We start from the raw sequence: 18,252 nt of genomic DNA, 5'->3' as shown, positions 1-18,252 counted from the left end.
AAAGTTTACTCGTATAACAGGAGAGCCGAAAGCCTTGATTCGATATTCGAATCAGGGCTTTTTTGTGTTTTCGTTTCCATGTCAGAAAGAAACTCAATGTTCGATTACTTAAACTGTTATAAACAGCTGCAGTTAGGGTAATAACAACACGAGGCACAGGATCGTGCCGAGGTTAGGGTTTGTACATGGATTTACTGAATTTGTAGATTACTAAATTCTGCAAAACCCGAATATGAAAAGATTTTTCGAACACGGAAAGGAGAACATACGTTATGAGTAAAGTTGCTTTTTTATTGGCGAACGATTTTGAAGATTCGGAAATGCAGGTCCCATATGATGAGGTTAAAAAAGCCGGACACGAAGTGGAAATCATCGGTTTGAAGGCAGGAGAAACGCTCAAAGGTAAAGGCGGCAAGGCTTCCTATACTTCAGACAAGGCGATTGCAGATGTATCTGCTTCAGATTATGACGCAGTCGTCATTCCAGGAGGATCATCTCCTGAAAATCTGCGCACGGATGAAAACATCCTGAAGTTTGTAACGGAGATTAACAGTGCGAAGAAGCCAATCGCGGCAATCTGCCATGGCCCGCAAATTCTGGCCAGCGCTGACCTGCTCAAAGGGCGAACCATTACGTCCTATCCGCCACTTAAGGATGATATGGTCAATGCAGGTGCTGAATTTAAGGATCATGAGGCTGTAGTGGACGGTAATTACATTACATCGAGAACACCAGCCGATGAGCCTGCATTTGTTCGTGAACTGTTGAAAGTCATATAATCGGTCACGGGTAAACGATTTAACTTGTTTATCAAGTTAATCTCACAATACATGATGTAATTCAATCCGACAAAGGAGGGTTTGACATGGCAAAGCATATTCAGGCATATTTTCGAACCGAAGATGAGGCGGAGGGTGCTAGAACTTCACTCCAGACATTTCGGACCGAGCATTTGGAGGTAGGACAGTTGGACAGTGCGATTGGCAGAGACAAACGCATCTTGCTGCCGCTGGTGCCTTATAATACGGCGGGTGGCGCAGGTACCAATGGAGCCATGGGTGTGGGCACAGCGCCTGGAGTTCCGGCAAGTGAGAATGTAGTTCCAGTGGTTAGTAATGTGGATCGTAATGCTGACCGGGACCGGGATGTACACGACAATGTGAATGCGGACGGTGACCTGCTCAGAGCGGCAGACGTCTCCTCGGACGATTATGATGATCTGCATTATGTTTTGTCTGCCAAAATCCAGGACGAGGATTATGATGAAATTGTTCATAAGCTTCGGTCCAACAATGCCTATGTGGAGGAATTGAATTAACGTATAGATCATGGAAGAGCCCTTGTGACGCCTGACATCATTTCGTGTCAGCGCGATCACAAGGGCTCTTCTGTATAAGTTTATTTATATATTTTTAAAGCGCTATCATTTTTGTAATATTACTGTAATATTAGTTACATAAGGCTTTAACATAGGGCGTTTATAATAACAAGCATGACCCCCTTTTTTTATATATCCTTTGAGCCTGCACACCGTGTGCAGGCTTTTTTTTGCTGTCTTTTGATGTTAGCCCTTGACTTTAGTACTGCGGTTCATTACAATCAGAAAATAATATGTTGACTATAGTCAATATCAGTCGTTTTCTTGAATTATATTACTGATTTGATGACGGGACCAAGTACTCCGTGCCCACATGAACAGAGAGGAATCCCTTGGCTGTAAGGATTCTCTTGATGAGCGGACGAATGACTTCCCCGAGAACAGACGGCGAACACATCAGAGCTGACTCTGATAGCCATTAGCCGGCCTGCGCAGGACGTGCGTTACACGTAGAGCGGAACGATGGTCTGATCGTATTGCCATAGTGCAGTCTTTTATGATCAAATGATTACCTGAACGGCAAAAGTGTCAGGAGTTCCGGAATGTGGGTGGTACCACGGGTGAATGTATATACACAATCTCTCGTCCCTTTGTTTGCTGTATGCAGCGACAGGGCGAGGGATTTTTTTGTTATATAGAGAAACTAGAGGCTGGAGGGATACAAGATGGCTTTTCAGAAACCAACGGGAACACAGGATTTGCTGCCTGGCGTAGTGGAGAAGTGGCAGTTTGTCGAAGAGAAAATTAAGGATCTGTGTCGCCGTTTTAATTATCGGGAGATCCGTACACCCATTTTTGAACAGACTTCACTGTTTGAACGAGGGGTAGGCGAAACAACGGACATCGTTGAAAAAGAAATGTACACGTTCAAGGACAAGGGCGATCGCAGCATGACGCTTCGTCCGGAAGGAACCGCTGGCGTTGTACGTGCTTTTGTAGAGAATAAGCTGTATGGGGAGCCAGATGTAACGAAGCTTTATTATGTAGGTCCCATGTTCCGCTACGAACGTCCGCAAGCAGGACGCCAGCGTCAGTTCCACCAGTTCGGGGTAGAGGCATTCGGAGCAGTAGATCCGGCAATCGATGCAGAGGTTATCGCACTCGGTTATCAGTTCTGTGTTGAGTTGGGGTTGAAGGATGTCAAAGTTGAAGTGAACTCGGTGGGTAATGCGGCAAGCCGTGCTGCCTATCGTGAAGAGCTGCTGAGCTTCCTGAGACCGATGAAGGACACGTTGTGCAAGGATTGCCAAAATCGCATGGAACGCAATCCGCTTCGCGTCCTCGATTGTAAGGTAGATCAGGACAAATTTGTCGGTGCACCTTCCATTCTGGATAGCCTGGACGAGGAAGCAACAAACCACTTTGCCAAAGTTCAAGGTTTCCTGGATGATTTCGGCGTAGATTATGCAGTGAATACACGTCTTGTGCGCGGTCTGGATTATTACACCATGACAGCATTTGAATTGAAAGCACAAGGGATTGGTGCCATTGATACCGTAGGTGGCGGCGGCAGATATAACGGCCTCGTTGGGGATATCGGCGGACCGGATCAACCGGGCATCGGTTTTGGTATCGGTCTGGAACGCATTCAACTGATTCTGGAACACCAAAATATTAATGTAAGTGCCCTAACTCCACTTGATGTGTACTTTGTTGCTCTTGGAGAAGCAGCAGATCGGGAAGTAAACCGTCTGTTGTTCAAACTTCGTCAGTCTGGTCTCTCAGGTGAACGTGATTATCTGGGGCGCAAGATGAAAGCTCAAATGAAGTCAGCGGATCGTTACAAAGCCCGTTATACGGCCATTCTTGGCGATGATGAGCTGGAACGCGGGGAGATTGCACTCAAGGCAATGGATACAGGTGAACAGCAAACCGTAAAACTGGAAGATCTGATTGCAACCATTCAGGGAGCCAAATAAGATCGCACAAGCCAGATTAAGTTAAATTTAATATCAATATGATTCGGCAGCCTTACGGGGCCTGGAAGCCATTCAAGCTAGATTTTGTCCAAAAATGGTACAGCTCCCGTAAGTACAACGCCTTTTCAATACAACGTCTTCACGCAACCGCGCTGTTAAAGTAATGGTCTTGGCCTACTTGCACAGAACGGAAATTCACATAATGAGGAGTTTGGTTATGAAAAGAAGTCATCATTGCGGCGCATTAACGACCGCACACATCGGCGAAACCGTAACATTGAACGGCTGGGTACAGACCCGCCGTGACCTGGGGGGCGTACTGTTTATCGATCTGCGTGACCGCAGCGGTATTGTACAAGTGGTATTTAACCCGGCTTACTCCGGCGAAGCTCTGCAAATTGCTGATCGGGTACGTAGTGAGTATGTTATCGCCGTATCGGGTAAAGTGGTTAAACGTGATGAAGAGACCGTGAACAAAAACCTGCCTACAGGTGAAATTGAAGTTCAGATTACGGAAATCGAAGTGCTGAACGCGGCAAAAACGCCGCCATTCTTCATTGAAGATGGTGTGGAAGTCGATGAGTCCCTTCGCTTGAAATATCGTTATCTGGACCTTCGTCGTCCGGAAATGTACGAAACACTGAAATTGCGTTCCAAAGCGTCCAAAGTATTCCGTGACTACCTGGATGGAGAAGAGTTCGTTGAAGTGGAAACACCGATTCTTACGAAGAGCTCCCCGGAAGGTGCGCGTGACTATCTCGTACCAAGCCGTGTACATGAAGGTGAATTCTTCGCTCTGCCGCAATCTCCGCAAATCTACAAACAATTGCTGATGGTCGGCGGACTTGAGCGTTATTATCAAATCGCCCGCTGTTTCCGGGATGAGGATCTGCGTGCAGACCGTCAACCTGAGTTCACACAAGTCGACATCGAGACTTCCTTCCTGGAACAGGATGACCTGCTGCCAATGATGGAAGAGCTGATGGCCAAATTGCTTCGTGAAACGAAAGGTATCGAGCTTGAGCTGCCATTCCAGCGGATTACGTATGCAGATGCGATGGGTAAATACGGTTCAGACAAGCCGGATCTGCGCTTTGGCTTGGAGCTGGTGGAAATGAACGATATCGTAGCGAACAGTGGTGTAAAAGTATTTGCTTCTGTCATCGAAAAAGGTGGAGAAGTGAAAGTGCTGAATGCCAAAGGCTGTGGCACATGGAGCCGCAAAGAGATCGACGATCTCGGACCATTCGCAGCACGTTACGGTGCCAAAGGTCTGGCTTGGATTCAAGTGAAAGACGGCGAATTCAAAGGCCCAATCGTGAAATTCTTTACACCGGAAGAGATTGAAGCGGTGAAAGAACGCACTGGCGCTGAAGAAGGCGACTTGCTGCTCTTCTCTGCCGACAACAAAAAAGTGGTTGCAGACGTTCTGGGTGCACTGCGCTTGAAAATTGGTCGTCAACTTGGTCTGATCGATGACAGCAAATTCAAATTTGCCTGGGTTGTGGACTTCCCATTGCTCGGATATGATGAAGATGCGAAACGTTATGTGGCAGAACATCACCCGTTCACTCGTCCAAAAGACGAAGATGTAGCTCTGTTCGATACAGACCCGGGTGCGATTCGTGCACAAGCTTATGACCTTGTTCTGAATGGTTATGAAGTAGGTGGCGGTTCGATGCGTATCTACAAACGTGACGTGCAAGAGAAAATGTTTGCAGCACTTGGACTTTCTCCTGAAGTATCCAATGAGAAATTCGGTTATCTGCTTGAAGCATTCGAATACGGAACTCCACCACATGGCGGTATCGCCTTTGGTCTTGACCGTCTCGTTATGCTGCTGGCAGGCCGTACAAACCTGCGTGAAACCATTGCCTTCCCGAAAACGGCAAGTGCAACCGATCTGCTCATGAACGCACCTTCTGAAGTGGACGGAGCCCAGTTGGAACAACTTCATATCCGTGTAGCCCGTAAACCGGTGGCGGAAAAGAAATAAAGGAGGCATCGATTCTCAATGCTCCATCAATTTTCAAGAACAGAGCTGGCAATCGGACCTGAAGGTCTGGATGCTCTGAAAAATAGTACAGTTGCCGTGCTTGGTATTGGCGGCGTGGGCGGTATAGCCGTTGAAGCCCTTGCTCGCAGCGGGGTTGGACGCATCATCCTGATCGATAAGGATGTGGTGGACATCACCAACGTTAACCGCCAGATTCACGCGTTGACCACGACCGTTGGTCAGAAAAAAGCCGATCTGATGGTGGACCGGGTCAAGCTCATTAACCCTGAGATTGATGCCATCGCCTTGAACATGTTTTACACGGAAGAAACGTATGAGGAACTCTTTAAATACGAACTGGATTATGTCCTGGATGCATCCGACACGATCATCTACAAAATCCATCTCATCAAGGAATGCCTCAAACGTAAGATTCCGGTGATCTCCAGCATGGGTGCGGCGAACAAAATGGACCCTACGAAATTCCAGGTTGCGGATATTTCTAAAACGTCCATGGACCCGATTGCCCGTGTGGTTCGCACAAAACTGCGCAAAGAAGGCATCAAAAAAGGGGTCAAAGTGGTTTTCTCTACGGAGGAGCCATTAAAGCCACGTGAAGATGTTACTCAAAAGATCGTTCCTGAGAACGCACCGGAAATTCGCAAGGCGAAACAGCCACCAGCGAGCAACGCGTTTGTTCCTCCGGTAGCTGGCCTGATCATGGTCAGTGTGGCAGTCAAGGAATTGATTGAAAATGCAGCGAAAAAACAACAGTAACCTGTTGAGCGAAAAGCGTAGGTGCCTACAAGGCGCCTGCGCTTTTTTTATAGTCATCATGTAATGTACTTCAATCTCAAAACCGTGTATGATATGTGGTGCTGCGCGAAATGATGATAAATATATAGAGAAATGGCAGTGTACATAGAGAGAGGGGAACAGAACGGATGAAACAAGGTTGGATGACCAGACGTCTCGGTGTGGAGCCGGGGGACCAGTGGAAAAAAGAGATTGTGGCGGGAGCCATCTCCTATTTTGCTGTCGTTTATATCGTGATGGTCAATGCTACAATTCTGGCAGATGCCGGCATGCCTTTACAGGCAGCGATGGTAGGCACACTGCTGACGTCTATTGCGGGTTGCTTGCTGATGGCATTCGGAGGTAAGTCACCTATTGTGGTTGTACCCGGAATGGGGATCAATGCATTTTTCACGTACACACTCGTACATTCCATGAAGCTGAGCTGGCAGGAAGCACTGGCCGTGGTGGCTGTTACAGGTATACTTTTTGCAATCGTTGCATTTACATCACTATATAAATTGATCAGCGAAGCCATACCGAAAAACCTGCAGCATGGGATTACGGTGGGCATTGGTCTGTTTTTGACCTTCATTGGTTTGCAGAAAAGCGGAATTGTTATCGCTCATCAGACGACATTTGTAGCGATCGGGCATTTCAATGATCCTAATGTTATTACGGCCTGCGTGACACTGGTGCTTGCTGTGATTCTATTCATACGTAATATTCAGGGCGGACTTCTCATCAGTATTCTGATCGGGACTGGACTTGCCTATGTGCTAGGTGCAGTGAACCCGGGTGAACCCGTGTCCGCGATGGAAGCGCTGCGTCAATACGGCGGGTTGTTTGGCGAATTGTCCCTGATGAAGCTGGCAGATATTGCGTTCTGGATTGCTGTCTTTTTGCTGCTGCTGATTGTCGTATTCGAGAATATCGGATTGATTACGGCTCAGACGCAAATGATTGATCGCCCGCAGCGTTTCAAAGGCAGCCTGCGCGCTCTGTCGATCAGTACGGTATTGGCAGGTATATTCGGGAGCAGCCCTCCTGTAGCTGCGGCAGAGACCACGGCCGGCATTGCAGCAGGCGGACGCACGGGCTTGACACCGCTCGTTACAGCCGTGCTGTTCGGGGCGACTTTTTTCTTCATTCCGCTGCTCGGGTATATTCCGGACAGTGCAATAGCCCCCATTTTGATCATCATTGGCGGTTTGATGGTGCAAGGTGTGAAGGATATGGATTTTGGTGACTTTACAGAGGCATTCCCGGCATTTCTGATTATGGTCATGATTCCCTTTACGTATAGCATTGTGGACGGCATGGCGTTTGGTTTCATTGCCTATCCACTGGCGAAGCTGGCCGCAGGTCAGGGGAAACAGGTGCCTGTGGTCATGTATGGCATTGCCATTCTTTTTCTGGCCAACTTTGTACTGCATGGCGTATTGTAATCAGTTGGGACGTACGGAGAAATCATTCGTGTAATGTCTAGTGAACAGGTGGAGAATGGAGGAACGGGGAATGGAAGAGAAGGAACAGACGGACCGGGTTGAACCGAAGCTGGGGAAAAAAGGATTCAAAGATTTCGTGAAGCTGATTGCTTCCACAGAACCTCCCAAACTCATTTTGATTGTCGCATTGATTCTGACCCTCATTCAGACTACAGCCGGGTTAATTGTTCCACTGATGACCAAAGGTCTGATTGATGGACTAACGATGTCTGCACTTAATAAATCCGTCATTTTTCTCCTGCTTGGCGCTTTTGTCATTCAGGCGATTGCTTCAGGCATCAGCATCTATATGTTGAATTATGCAGGACAACGTGTGGTTGCAACGCTGCGAACGAAGCTGTGGAACAAGGTGTTATCTCTGCCAATGCCATATTTTGATCGTAATCGTACAGGGGATACAATGAGCCGCATCACCAATGATACAAGCCAGATCATGACGCTGATTGCCGATTATCTGGTCTCCTTTGTCTCCAATATCGTTGCGGTGGTGGGCGGGGTGGCTCTGCTATTCTATCTGGATTGGGTGATGTCGCTTATTATCTTGAGCTTGGTGCCGTTAACGCTGCTGATTTTGCTGCCGGTTGGACGTAAAATGTACAAAATCTCCAAAAAGCAGCAGGATGAGATGGCCGGGCTTACTTCCGTGCTGAGCCAGGTTATTAGTGAGATCCGATTGGTAAAAGCGTATGGCACCGAACAACAGGAGGCGGAAGCGGGACATTCCCGCATTGGCAAAATGTTCGCTTTTGGTTTGCAGGAAGCAAAAATCCTGGCGTTGATCGGACCGCTCTTTACCTTTGTCATGACCGCTGTATTAGTTGTTATTCTGGGAGTTGGCGGTATGCGGGTAGCATCTGGCATGTTATCACCCGGGGAACTGGTGGCCTTCATCCTGCTGCTGTTCCAGGTCATTATGCCGATGGGGCAGTTCACGACACTGTATTCGCGTTTGCAAAAGGTGGTCGGGGCAACCGAACGCATTCAGGCTATTCTTGCACATGAAGAAGAACCACAGCACAGTGTGAAGTCAGCTCCAAAAGGCAACGAGACCATTGCATTCAACAACCTGCATTTCGCCTATGTCACAGGAGAAGAAGTACTGCATGGCATTCAACTGACCGTTCCAGCACGTAAAGTGACGGCGATTGTCGGTCCGAGCGGCAGCGGCAAATCAACCCTATTCTCGCTGCTCGAGCAGTTTTACCTTCCTGGTTCGGGTAACATTACCTACGGTGGACAAGACATAAGGGATTATTCGCTCGCCTCCTGGCGCAGCAAGATCGGATATGTTTCACAGGAGAGTCCGCTAATGGCAGGTACCATCAAGGACAACATTACCTATGGGCTTGGACGAGAAGCAAGTATGGACGAGATTCGGCACGCCGCAGACATGGCATACTCGTCCGCATTTATTGATAGCTTGCCCCAGGGTTACGAGACCGAGGTGGGGGAACGTGGAATCAAGCTTTCGGGCGGTCAGCGTCAGCGCATTGCCATAGCCAGGGCTCTGCTGCGCAGTCCGGATATCCTCATGCTTGATGAGGCAACGTCCAGTCTGGACAGTACTTCGGAACATGAAGTGCAGCAAGCCCTTTCGAATTTGATGGAGGGACGGACAACGGTTGTAATTGCGCATCGTTTGTCCACAGTCGTGGATTCGGATCAGATTGTTGTACTGGAGCAGGGCCATGTCACCGGGACGGGTACACATGCAGAGCTAATCAGCACGCATCCGGTATATCGTGAGCTGGCTCAGAAACAATTTGTTGCACAGGATGGGAAGCCAGAGCCCGAGGAGTATTAATTGATAAACGCTGTGAACCGTTGTTTTTTCGTCTTAAAGGGACGGGAACAGCGGTTCATTTGTCTTTTCGTCCTGTTAGCTGTAGCTTTTTGCCATTCAATATGATATAGTGGGTATCCTTTTGTGTCGTCAGATTGGCCATGCAAAAAAACATATTCTTAGGAGGTAACTGAAACATGTCAGACAGCTTTCAAAGTGCCTATCAAGAAGAAGAGTACAGGTTAGAGCGAACGATGGAGGAAGTGGATCGTCAGCTGGAACGGCTGAAGAATATACCGGTGTATACTGGCCACGATTTCACCGAACAAGTGCTGGAAGCCGGACGCGAAGAGCGCCGCACCGCCTTGTCCAAGAGCGCGCAGCAACCCTATTTCGGACGCTTGGATTTCGAAGAACAGGGCAGCGGGGAACGGAAGCCGCTGTACATTGGCAAAGTCGGCGTAGACCGCGAAGAGGTGGGAGAGCATCCGCTCGTCATCGATTGGCGTGCTCCGGTCGCGAGCCTGTTTTACTCATTTACGGGAGGGGAAGCCTCCGCAACCTACGATGCACCCGAAGGTTTGATTGAAGGACTGGTCTATCTAAAACGTAACGTGGTTATCCGGCAGCGGATATTGGAGCGCGTTGCGGATACATACAACCGGGATAGCGATCAGCCGGCCGTATCGGATGAGTTTCTCGTCTATCGGCTGGGAGAGAACAAGGATAACAAGCTTCGTGACATCGTATCCACTATTCAGGCAGAACAGGATCAGATCATTCGCGCCGCAAGGAACACGGCATTGATCATTCAAGGTGTAGCGGGTTCGGGAAAAACAACCGTTGCCCTGCACCGGCTGGCCTTTTTGCTGTATCAGTACAAAGAGCAGGTATCTGCGGAGAAGATGGTTATCTTCGCACCCAACCACATGTTCCTCGATTACATCTCGGATGTACTCCCGGAACTCGGCGTCGGAGATATTCAGCAGCGCACATTCCCGGATTGGGCGATGAATCTACTAGGATTAGAGATGCCACTGGCAGATACGTCGGAGACATTGAATACCTGGTTTGAAACGCCGGAAGCACGTCCCGAATTGAATGATGACGTACCTGGGCGCTATAAGGGCTCGATACGCTTCATGAAACTCATTCAGGAATGGCTGTCAGGCATGGAGGAGGAATCGGTACCCGATCTGGACTTCACTCCCTGGGACGGTGCGGTACTTAGCAAGGCAGAGATCGAAAGCTGGTTTAGCGAAGAATACAAGCACTATCCACTGGCTAAACGTAAGGAGCGCGTGATGGCGCGTATCCACCGCTGGATCGAAATGGAGCTCAAGAAGCCTTGTCCCGAGAGCGTTCGCAAAGAACGCAAAAAGAAAGCAGCGACACGTGAAAAAGCATACGCCAAAAAGTGGCCCCAATATGAACCGCTTACGCTGTATAAACAGCTGTTCAAGGCCGCTAAGGGTGGCTCAGTGCCTGCTTCACTAAGCAGTCTTATTCCCAAAGGTGTGATGAAGCAGACGACAGCAGATCTGAAGCAGGATGTTATTCGTGAAGAGGATCTGCCTGCGCTCGTTTATATTCACACCCTTATTCATGATATTGAAGGAGCGGAACGATTCGATCATGTCGTGATTGATGAAGCGCAGGATTTCTCACCATTTCACGTCGCTCTGCTGGATCTGTTTGTCAAAGGACATTCCTTCACCATCCTGGGTGACTTGTCCCAGGGCATTCATGAGTATCGCGGGGTTCATGCGTGGGAAGAGATGAGTACCCTGTTTCCCGACGAGCAGAATGCTTACTTTGCCTTGACCCGTAGCTATCGGTCCACCATGGAAATTATTGATTATGCCAATACGATACTGGAACATGGGGTCAAAAGCGGGATTACAGCCATCCCTGTCTTCCGGAGCGGGGATCCGGTTAGAACATTACCCTATGAGGGTGAAGGAAGAACGAAGAGTCTTGAACGGGCTTTAAAGCTCTTAACGGTAAAAGACTACCGCACCGTATCCATTCTGACGCGTACCCTGCATGAAGCGGTTGAGCTTCATCGTGAACTTCTGGATGCGGGATGGGAACTGAACCTGATTGATGGCGGCAAAAAGCAATACACAGGTGGACATTCCGTTTTACCTGTCTATCTGTCCAAGGGACTAGAGTTTGATGCGGTTATTGTGGCAGACGCGGATGAGCAGCATTACTTGTCTAATGCGGGCGACGCTAAGCTGCTGTATGTAGGCTGTACACGGGCATTGCACGAGCTGTGGCTGTTCCATGACGGTGACCTGCCGTCTTATGCGGCGGCAACACATCATTCGGAAGGCGAACCGGTAACCATTCAGGGTTGGCCGGACAGTGACACCGAATAAATATGGGTAGAGCAATGTAAAATCAAGAATATAAAAGGCATGTCGTTCATGGGGGAATCCCATGAGCGCATGCCTTTTTCTGCTGGTGTGTGACCATCTCAACTCACTGGAGGAGAATGCTTAAGGAGTTCAGATGAGCGTTCCTTCGTTTTCTGTGCAGATGAACGACGATTGACCAGAAAAATACCAACACCTATGAGTATGCCGCCAGCACCAACGAACCACTCGACCTGTTCCTGCAGTAAAATCCAGCTCGACAATACTCCAAAGAACGGTGTCAGAAACAGATAGGAACTGGTTTGGGCGGGGTCACTATGCTGCAGCAAATAGAACCAGAGTGAGAACTGGATTATGGAGCATACAAGGGACAACCAGAGCAGCACTGCAACCGAGGTGGGGTTCACAATAAAATAAGGCTGTTCAGTCCATGTGCTAAGCAGAAGCAGTACTGCGCCTCCAGCGAGCATCTGGTACGCGGTAAGCACAAAAGTATCGTAACGATCACCCCAGCGTTTAATAAGTAATGTGGAGACTGCGAAGGAAACCGCACCACCAATTCCAATCCAGGTTCCGGGGCTAAAACTCATATGCGAGCCAAAGGTTAACAGGACGCCGGCGAGGCCGAGGAGTACACCCATCCACTGGCTGAAGCGATATGTTAACCGATACAACAAAGCACTGATGATAATGACCAGCAACGGATTGGTAAAGGTAAGAATGGCAGATTCACCGGATGTAATCCAGTTCATGCTGTAATAGGCGCATCCCATCACTCCAGCAGATTGGAACAGGCCAATTAAAATAATTTTTAGCCAGGCTTGCCATCCTGCAGGTAGAGGTCGTTTTCGCAGAAACCAGGCCATCAGGCCCCCTGCCAGTACGTAACGCATGCCCATGAGCAGGAACGGTGGAGCATACAACATGCCGATTTTGCCAACCGGAAAAGAAGTACCCATAATCAATGTCGTTAACAAGATGCATATTGTATATTTTAATGGTTTCATCGCGCTGCCGTCAGCTTGAGTACCGGGGCTCATAACGTCTGACCGCCATCTACGGTAATCAGCTGTCCGGTCATGGATGGCTGTTCAAGCGCAGCACATATCATGTGCGCAATATCCTCAGGAGAGGAAATTCTCTGTAATAACAACGAGCCAGCGAGACGATTCATTCGCTCCTCGTTTCCGGCCCACCAACGGGTTGCAACGGCGCCAGGGACGATGGCATTCACCCGAATGAGCGGTGAGAGTGCGTGGGCAAGAGATAAGGTCAGGCCGTGAACTGCAGCTTTGGAAACGGCATAAGGGAGGGACGAGCCGGAACCTGTGCTGCCCGCAATGCTGCCCAGGTTCACAATGGAGCCGCCGCCTGCCTGCTGCATTCCTGCTGTCACTGCACGAGCGCAATAAAACATGCCCTTCACGTTCACATCATACAGTTCATTCCATACATCCTCCGTAATGGATTCCAGATCCTGCAGAGGAATGTGCCGGGTGATTCCGGCATTGTTAACAAGGGCAGTTATGGGGCCATACGTTTCGGTAACTGCAGCCACCATCTTCCGAACTTCCATATCACTAGCAACGCTGGCTTGAACAGCGAATGCCTGACCTCCTTCATCCACGATCTGTTGAACTGTTTCTTCTGCCGCTTCCCGAGACCGGGAGTAGTTGACAGCGACTAATGCTCCCTTTTGAGCCAGCAGCAGACTCACCGCGCGACCAATGCCTGTTCCGCCCCCTGTAATTAAGGCTACTCTGTTGTTCCAGTATGTCATGTTGAACACTCCTTCTCATCATCCAGCTGGTGAACTGGTTTGGAATCTACATGAATTGTAGTCCGGTTTGCGCATGGAGTATAATGATTGTTAGTGAACTGGCCATCATTCTGAATGATGTCAGAAGTGGGGGATAAGATGGAGAGCGGAGATCTTCGAATATTTCAATGTGTGGCACAGGAAGGAAACTTGACGAAAGCTGCTTCGAAGCTGGGATATGTGCAATCCAACGTCACGGCCCGGATCAGACATCTGGAAGCAGAGGTGGGCACCAAGCTGTTCATTCGTCACAACCGGGGAATGACGTTATCTCCAGCCGGAGAGATGCTAATGAGTTATGCAGATAAAATCATTGGTCTGCTGAACGATGCTTCCAAAGCGCTTCAGGCGACAAGTGCGCCATTGGGTCCATTGCGAATAGGCTCTACGCAGACTGCAGCAGCCGTGCGATTGCCCGAACTTTTTGCAGCATATTATAGGCAATATCCCGACGTGTCCTTGTCACTGACCACTGGGAATTCGCAAGAGCTTATAGACCAGGTTATCGGGTATGAATTGGAAGGTGCATTTATTGGTTGTGCCTGCGATCATCCCGAGATCACATCTCTGGATGTATTTGATGAAGAACTGTTTGTGGTTTCATCTGGTGTAATGCCAGAAGATGAGCTCACTCGTAAACCGATCCTTGTCTACAGCATGGGATGTTCCTACCGCCAGACGTTAGAGGAGTGGTTGCTATCCTGCGGAGTAAATCGCCCAATAATCATGGAATTTGGCACACTGGAAGCCATTATCAGTGGTGTAGCATCGGGAATGGGCATCTCGTTGTTACCGGAGATTGTTATTCGTCAGCAGATGAATAGCGGCATACTTCGCAAGCATTCGCTTCCCGCGGGCATGAGCCGGATGATGACTCGTTTTATTACACGCAAGGATGCATTTGTCAGCAGTGCGCTCGGTGCATTTATGGCTATGCTGCCGCGGGATTATGATATGATAGAGAGTAGAGAATATTGAGGTGTTTAGATCCAATCTAGGATAGGTAATCCGTTAAGGAAGTGATGAGCAGTGGATTTATTTTCGTTTCAACAGGACTCCAAGCCCCAGGCAAGACTGCTTGCTGATCGCATGCGACCAGAGCATCTTGATGAATATATTGGACAAGAACATATTATTGGACCAGGTAAGCTGCTGCGGCGTGCGATTGAAGCGGACCAGATCTCGTCCATCTTGTTATACGGCCCTCCCGGCTGCGGGAAGACGACGCTTGCCCACATCATCTCCAAGCATACACAGGGAGAGTTTGTTCGACTGAATGCGGTAGACGCCTCGGTGAAGGATGTTCGTGAAGTTATTGAGCAGGCACAGACAAACAAGCAGCTGTACGGAACCAAAACCATCTTGTTTCTGGATGAGGTACACCGCTTCAACAGTTCCCGTCAGGATGCATTGCTGCCAGCAGTGGAGAAGGGCACCATCATTTTTATCGGTGCTACGACAGAGAATCCATTTCACTATGTGAATGGTGCCTTGATGAGTCGTTCAACCCTCTTTCAGCTCGAGTCGCTGAACAAGGCACATTCGCTTATTGCGATGCGCCGTGCGCTGGCGGATTCCGATAAAGGGCTTGGATTCATGGAACTGCAGGCAGATGACGACGCTCTGGATCATATTGCCACCATGGCCAATGGAGACATTCGGCGTGCTCTAAATGCCCTGGAACTGGCTGCGCTGACCACGCCGCCTGAGAAGGATGGGTCCATTCATATTACGCTTGCCGTGGCAGAGGAGTCGATTCGTCGTCCGATTGTGAAGGCGGATGAGTCCACGCAATATGATGTACTGTCTGCTTTTCACAAGAGCATTCGCGGTTCCAGTGATGCCGCATTGTTCTGGTTTTTGTACGCAGTAGAGAAGCTTGGCATGGATCCGATGACATTTATCAGACGTCTGATTGCCGCGAGCAGCGAAGATATCGGTCTGGCGAATCCACAAGCGATGACCCAGGCCATAGGTGCGCTGGATGCCTACCGTAACAACGGATGGCCCGAAGCGAAGCTGAATATTGCACAGGCCATTTTATTCGCAGTGGAGAGTCCGAAGTCGAATGCGGTATACACGGCCATCTCGAAGGCGATGAGCGCCATCGATGAGGTGAAGTCGGCTGAGGTACCGCTCCATTTAAGGGATACCCATTACTCGGGAGCAGTGAAGCTGGGACATGAAGGTTATCAATACCCCCATAATTATCCGGGGCACTATGTGAAGCAGGAATATCTGCCCAAACAGCTCTCGCGAAGAGTATTCTATGAAGCAACAGAGCAGGGCAATGAGTCGAAAATCAGACTGAACCAGCAGCGGAGAAAAGAACTGTAAGATTGATGACCCGGGAGATGCATACAACATGAAAGAGCTTCTGTATATAGGCGCTGGTGGGTTTCTGGGTACACTGACCCGATATGTCATTCAATTGGGGATTCCATCAGCGAGCGTAGGATTTCCTTGGGCAGTCCTGCTGATTAACGCGATTGGCAGCCTGTTCTTAGGCTGGTTCTTTACCATCGCCGTCCCGGACAAAATAACACCACAACTTCGTCTTGCGATAGGCACCGGATTTACAGGTGCATTTACTACGTTTTCTACCTTTACGCTGGATATTGTCCGCCTATCCGAGAACGGCATGTGGACGAAGGCTGCAATTTATATCGTGGCGAGTTTGCTCGCAGGTTTGCTGCTCTGTGCGTTGGGAATCCAGCTTGGACAGCTCATGCGGGGTAAATCGTCGCAGGGTGGTGCAGCATGATCATCTGGATTGGACTGGCAGGTACTTTAGGGGCCATACTTCGTTACAGTCTGGGGCGATGGATCTCAGGAAAATTGGGCACAGCTATCCCATGGGGAACCTGGATCATTAATATCAGTGGTTCTCTGCTGCTGGGCTTGTTATATGGATGGCATCAATCGGAGTTGATCTCGGATGGACTTTGGGTGGTGTGGGGCACCGGATTTTGCGGAGCCTATACAACGTTCTCGACCTTCGGGTATGAAACGATTCAATTGCTCACCTTGAAACGTTATCCGTCAGCTATTCTATATGTAGTAAGTTCCGTTTTACTGGGTGTAGCAGCCTCCTTTGCTGGCGTTTGGTTAGCGGCATAACTAAAAATTTTAAATGTTTTTTCAGGAAAAAGCAGGAAAAAAGCCATCCTTCATGGTATACATGAAAGATGGCTTTTATGATGGGAATACAGGGTATTCCACATCATCTATACATATTGGAGGCTTTCCTGATTATTGCATCGCTGGTACAGGTACTTTTTGAACCTGATCAATTGTGCCACCACCGAGACAAACATCACCATCATAGAATACAACGGCTTGTCCCGGGGTAATCGCTTTTTGTTGTTGATCGAACTGTACATCGACGCTTCCGTCTTCCTGCCAGGTCAGAGTGACACCTTGATCCGGCTGACGATAACGGAATTTGGCAGTGCAGCGGAAGGGTACGTTAGGCACTTGGTCAGCACCAGCAATCCAGTTAACACCAGTAGCCGTCAAACCTGTTGAGTACAGGCTCGCGTGCGCATCGCCTTGAACCACAAGCAGCTGATTTTTCTCCAGATCTTTATCTGCCACGAACCATGGTTCACCATTGCCGGAACCGCCGATGCCCAGACCTTGGCGCTGTCCGAGGGTGTAATACATCAGTCCGTCATGACGGCCTTTTACTTCACCCGTTACAATATCAACCATGTCTCCGCCTTTGGCAGGAAGGTAGTTGCTCAGGAATTCCTTGAAGTTGCGCTCGCCAATAAAGCATACGCCTGTGCTGTCTTTTTTCTTAGCCGTGTACAGACCTGCCGCTTCAGCGATTTTCCGTACTTCCGGTTTAGGAAGATGGCCGATCGGGAACATCGCTTTGGACAGCTGGTTCTGGCTTAGTGCATTAAGGAAGTAGGTTTGGTCCTTGTTGCTATCCACACCCCGCAGCAGTTTGAACGTGCCGTCTTCTTCGATAAGGCGAGCATAGTGCCCTGTGGCAACATAGTCTGCGCCCAAATCAAGCGCCTTGTTCAGGAATTCGCCAAATTTGATCTCGCGATTGCACATGACATCTGGATTTGGAGTCCGACCTGACTTATATTCATCAAGGAAATAGGTAAATACTTTATCAAAGTACTCTTTCTCGAAGTTGACAGTGTAATAAGGAATGCCGATCTGTTCACAAACCCGGCGAACGTCCTCTGAATCTTCTTCAGCGGTACAGTGGCCGAACTCGTCCGTGTCATCCCAGTTTTTCATAAAAATACCGATGACATCGTATCCCTGCTCCTTCAGCAGCAAAGCGGTAACGGAAGAATCGACACCTCCGGACATGCCAACGACGACCCGAGTATTCTCAATTGTTTTGGACATCGTTATCACCATTTCTATATATAAATGTGTTTCGTTTCTATTCTAGCATAACCGGACTCAACTTACGATACACCCGGCCAATTTTGGATAGTGTCCACTCCAGGCGCACAATTTGGAATATCGTCAATCTTTCTTTTCCATAAAGCTTGCAGATATGTTAACATTAGCTGAGGGTTATGATCGGAATACGGAGGATTACGTGCGTGAGATCTGTATTATTCATATCCCGCTGTGGCGGATCATGAAAAATACGGTCTTGCATCACGCCAAGTATATATTGTAATTGTTTTTCTGAA

At 48.9% G+C, this 18,252-nt stretch carries 15 protein-coding genes; 12 read left to right on the top strand and 3 right to left on the bottom strand.

All coding sequences use genetic code 11. The annotated features are described in order from the left end of the window. The first annotated feature begins 272 nt into the window (after positions 1-272). The 8 genes from F4V51_RS22740 (at position 273) to F4V51_RS22705 (ending at position 11,763) form a co-directional block, all read left to right on the top strand. Positions 273-779: a type 1 glutamine amidotransferase domain-containing protein gene (locus F4V51_RS22740; RefSeq protein WP_153979743.1), complete on the top strand. Its 507-nt coding sequence runs from the start codon at positions 273-275 to the stop codon at positions 777-779. Between the two features lie 86 nt (positions 780-865). Continuing rightward, complete coding sequence (locus F4V51_RS22735; protein ID WP_153979742.1) at positions 866-1,318, top strand: hypothetical protein; 453 nt, start codon at positions 866-868, stop codon at positions 1,316-1,318. Between the two features lie 725 nt (positions 1,319-2,043). Continuing rightward, positions 2,044-3,297 (top strand): histidine--tRNA ligase, encoded by a 1,254-nt coding sequence (gene hisS / locus F4V51_RS22730; protein WP_153979741.1) that lies wholly within the window; start codon positions 2,044-2,046, stop codon positions 3,295-3,297. Between the two features lie 217 nt (positions 3,298-3,514). Continuing rightward, positions 3,515-5,293, top strand: coding sequence for an aspartate--tRNA ligase (gene aspS, locus F4V51_RS22725; protein WP_153979740.1), 1,779 nt, complete (start codon positions 3,515-3,517; stop codon positions 5,291-5,293). Positions 5,294-5,311: 18 nt separating this feature from the next. Then, a complete protein-coding gene (locus F4V51_RS22720; RefSeq protein ID WP_095289508.1) occupies positions 5,312-6,070 on the top strand; it encodes a tRNA threonylcarbamoyladenosine dehydratase in 759 nt (252 codons plus the stop codon). A gap of 167 nt (positions 6,071-6,237) precedes the next feature. Then, the gene (locus F4V51_RS22715) at positions 6,238-7,536 is read left to right on the top strand and encodes an NCS2 family permease (RefSeq protein WP_153979739.1); all 1,299 of its coding nucleotides are present in this window, start codon (positions 6,238-6,240) and stop codon (positions 7,534-7,536) included. 55 nt (positions 7,537-7,591) lie between these two features. Then, on the top strand, positions 7,592-9,400 hold the full coding sequence (locus F4V51_RS22710; RefSeq protein ID WP_153979738.1) for an ABC transporter ATP-binding protein: 1,809 nt from the start codon (positions 7,592-7,594) through the stop codon (positions 9,398-9,400). 176 nt (positions 9,401-9,576) lie between these two features. Then, entirely contained in the window at positions 9,577-11,763 is a 2,187-nt protein-coding gene (locus F4V51_RS22705; protein ID WP_153979737.1) for a HelD family protein, read from the top strand. Between the two features lie 98 nt (positions 11,764-11,861). On the opposite strand, the gene F4V51_RS22700 is transcribed toward F4V51_RS22705, so the two are convergent. Further along, entirely contained in the window at positions 11,862-12,800 is a 939-nt protein-coding gene (locus tag F4V51_RS22700; RefSeq protein WP_416226490.1) for a DMT family transporter, read from the bottom strand. Continuing rightward, entirely contained in the window at positions 12,797-13,540 is a 744-nt protein-coding gene (locus tag F4V51_RS22695) for an SDR family NAD(P)-dependent oxidoreductase (RefSeq protein WP_153979736.1), read from the bottom strand. The genes F4V51_RS22700 and F4V51_RS22695 overlap by 4 nt, the downstream gene beginning before the upstream one ends. 138 nt (positions 13,541-13,678) lie before the next feature. Between F4V51_RS22695 and F4V51_RS22690 the strand changes: the two genes are divergently transcribed. Genes F4V51_RS22690 through crcB (F4V51_RS22675) form a run of 4 tightly spaced genes read left to right on the top strand, consistent with a single transcriptional unit; the run spans position 13,679 to position 16,699 of the window. Beyond that, positions 13,679-14,557: a LysR family transcriptional regulator gene (locus F4V51_RS22690; protein WP_153979735.1), complete on the top strand. Its 879-nt coding sequence runs from the start codon at positions 13,679-13,681 to the stop codon at positions 14,555-14,557. Between the two features lie 51 nt (positions 14,558-14,608). Further along, positions 14,609-15,916, top strand: a complete 1,308-nt coding sequence (locus tag F4V51_RS22685; protein ID WP_153979734.1) for a replication-associated recombination protein A — start codon at positions 14,609-14,611, stop codon at positions 15,914-15,916. Between the two features lie 28 nt (positions 15,917-15,944). Next, positions 15,945-16,343: a fluoride efflux transporter CrcB gene (crcB, locus tag F4V51_RS22680; RefSeq protein WP_153979733.1), complete on the top strand. Its 399-nt coding sequence runs from the start codon at positions 15,945-15,947 to the stop codon at positions 16,341-16,343. After that, a complete protein-coding gene (crcB, locus tag F4V51_RS22675; protein WP_153979732.1) occupies positions 16,340-16,699 on the top strand; it encodes a fluoride efflux transporter CrcB in 360 nt (119 codons plus the stop codon). The genes crcB (F4V51_RS22680) and crcB (F4V51_RS22675) overlap by 4 nt, the downstream gene beginning before the upstream one ends. 132 nt (positions 16,700-16,831) lie before the next feature. On the opposite strand, the gene mnmA is transcribed toward crcB (F4V51_RS22675), so the two are convergent. Further along, positions 16,832-17,956, bottom strand: coding sequence for a tRNA 2-thiouridine(34) synthase MnmA (mnmA, locus tag F4V51_RS22670; RefSeq protein ID WP_141236692.1), 1,125 nt, complete (start codon positions 17,954-17,956; stop codon positions 16,832-16,834). Between the last annotated feature and the right edge of the window lie 296 nt (positions 17,957-18,252).

It is taken from the genome of Paenibacillus xylanilyticus (assembly GCF_009664365.1).
GTDB classification, from domain to species: domain Bacteria; phylum Bacillota; class Bacilli; order Paenibacillales; family Paenibacillaceae; genus Paenibacillus; species Paenibacillus xylanilyticus_A.
This window is presented reverse-complemented; position numbering and strand designations above follow the sequence as displayed.

Excerpts from the sequence above, each read along its gene's own strand:
- crcB (WP_153979733.1), top strand. The coding sequence starts at position 15,945 with ATGAAAGAGCTTCTGTATATAGGCGCTGGTGGGTTTCTGGGTACACTG.
- F4V51_RS22735 (WP_153979742.1), top strand. The coding sequence starts at position 866 with ATGGCAAAGCATATTCAGGCATATTTTCGAACCGAAGATGAGGCGGAG.
- F4V51_RS22720 (WP_095289508.1), top strand. The coding sequence starts at position 5,312 with ATGCTCCATCAATTTTCAAGAACAGAGCTGGCAATCGGACCTGAAGGT.
- mnmA (WP_141236692.1), bottom strand. The coding sequence starts at position 17,956 with ATGTCCAAAACAATTGAGAATACTCGGGTCGTCGTTGGCATGTCCGGA.
- F4V51_RS22700 (WP_416226490.1), bottom strand. The coding sequence starts at position 12,800 with ATGAGCCCCGGTACTCAAGCTGACGGCAGCGCGATGAAACCATTAAAA.
- F4V51_RS22710 (WP_153979738.1), top strand. The coding sequence starts at position 7,592 with ATGGAGGAACGGGGAATGGAAGAGAAGGAACAGACGGACCGGGTTGAA.
- aspS (WP_153979740.1), top strand. The coding sequence starts at position 3,515 with ATGAAAAGAAGTCATCATTGCGGCGCATTAACGACCGCACACATCGGC.
- hisS (WP_153979741.1), top strand. The coding sequence starts at position 2,044 with ATGGCTTTTCAGAAACCAACGGGAACACAGGATTTGCTGCCTGGCGTA.
- F4V51_RS22690 (WP_153979735.1), top strand. The coding sequence starts at position 13,679 with ATGGAGAGCGGAGATCTTCGAATATTTCAATGTGTGGCACAGGAAGGA.
- F4V51_RS22715 (WP_153979739.1), top strand. The coding sequence starts at position 6,238 with ATGAAACAAGGTTGGATGACCAGACGTCTCGGTGTGGAGCCGGGGGAC.
- F4V51_RS22740 (WP_153979743.1), top strand. The coding sequence starts at position 273 with ATGAGTAAAGTTGCTTTTTTATTGGCGAACGATTTTGAAGATTCGGAA.
- F4V51_RS22695 (WP_153979736.1), bottom strand. The coding sequence starts at position 13,540 with ATGACATACTGGAACAACAGAGTAGCCTTAATTACAGGGGGCGGAACA.
- crcB (WP_153979732.1), top strand. The coding sequence starts at position 16,340 with ATGATCATCTGGATTGGACTGGCAGGTACTTTAGGGGCCATACTTCGT.
- F4V51_RS22705 (WP_153979737.1), top strand. The coding sequence starts at position 9,577 with ATGTCAGACAGCTTTCAAAGTGCCTATCAAGAAGAAGAGTACAGGTTA.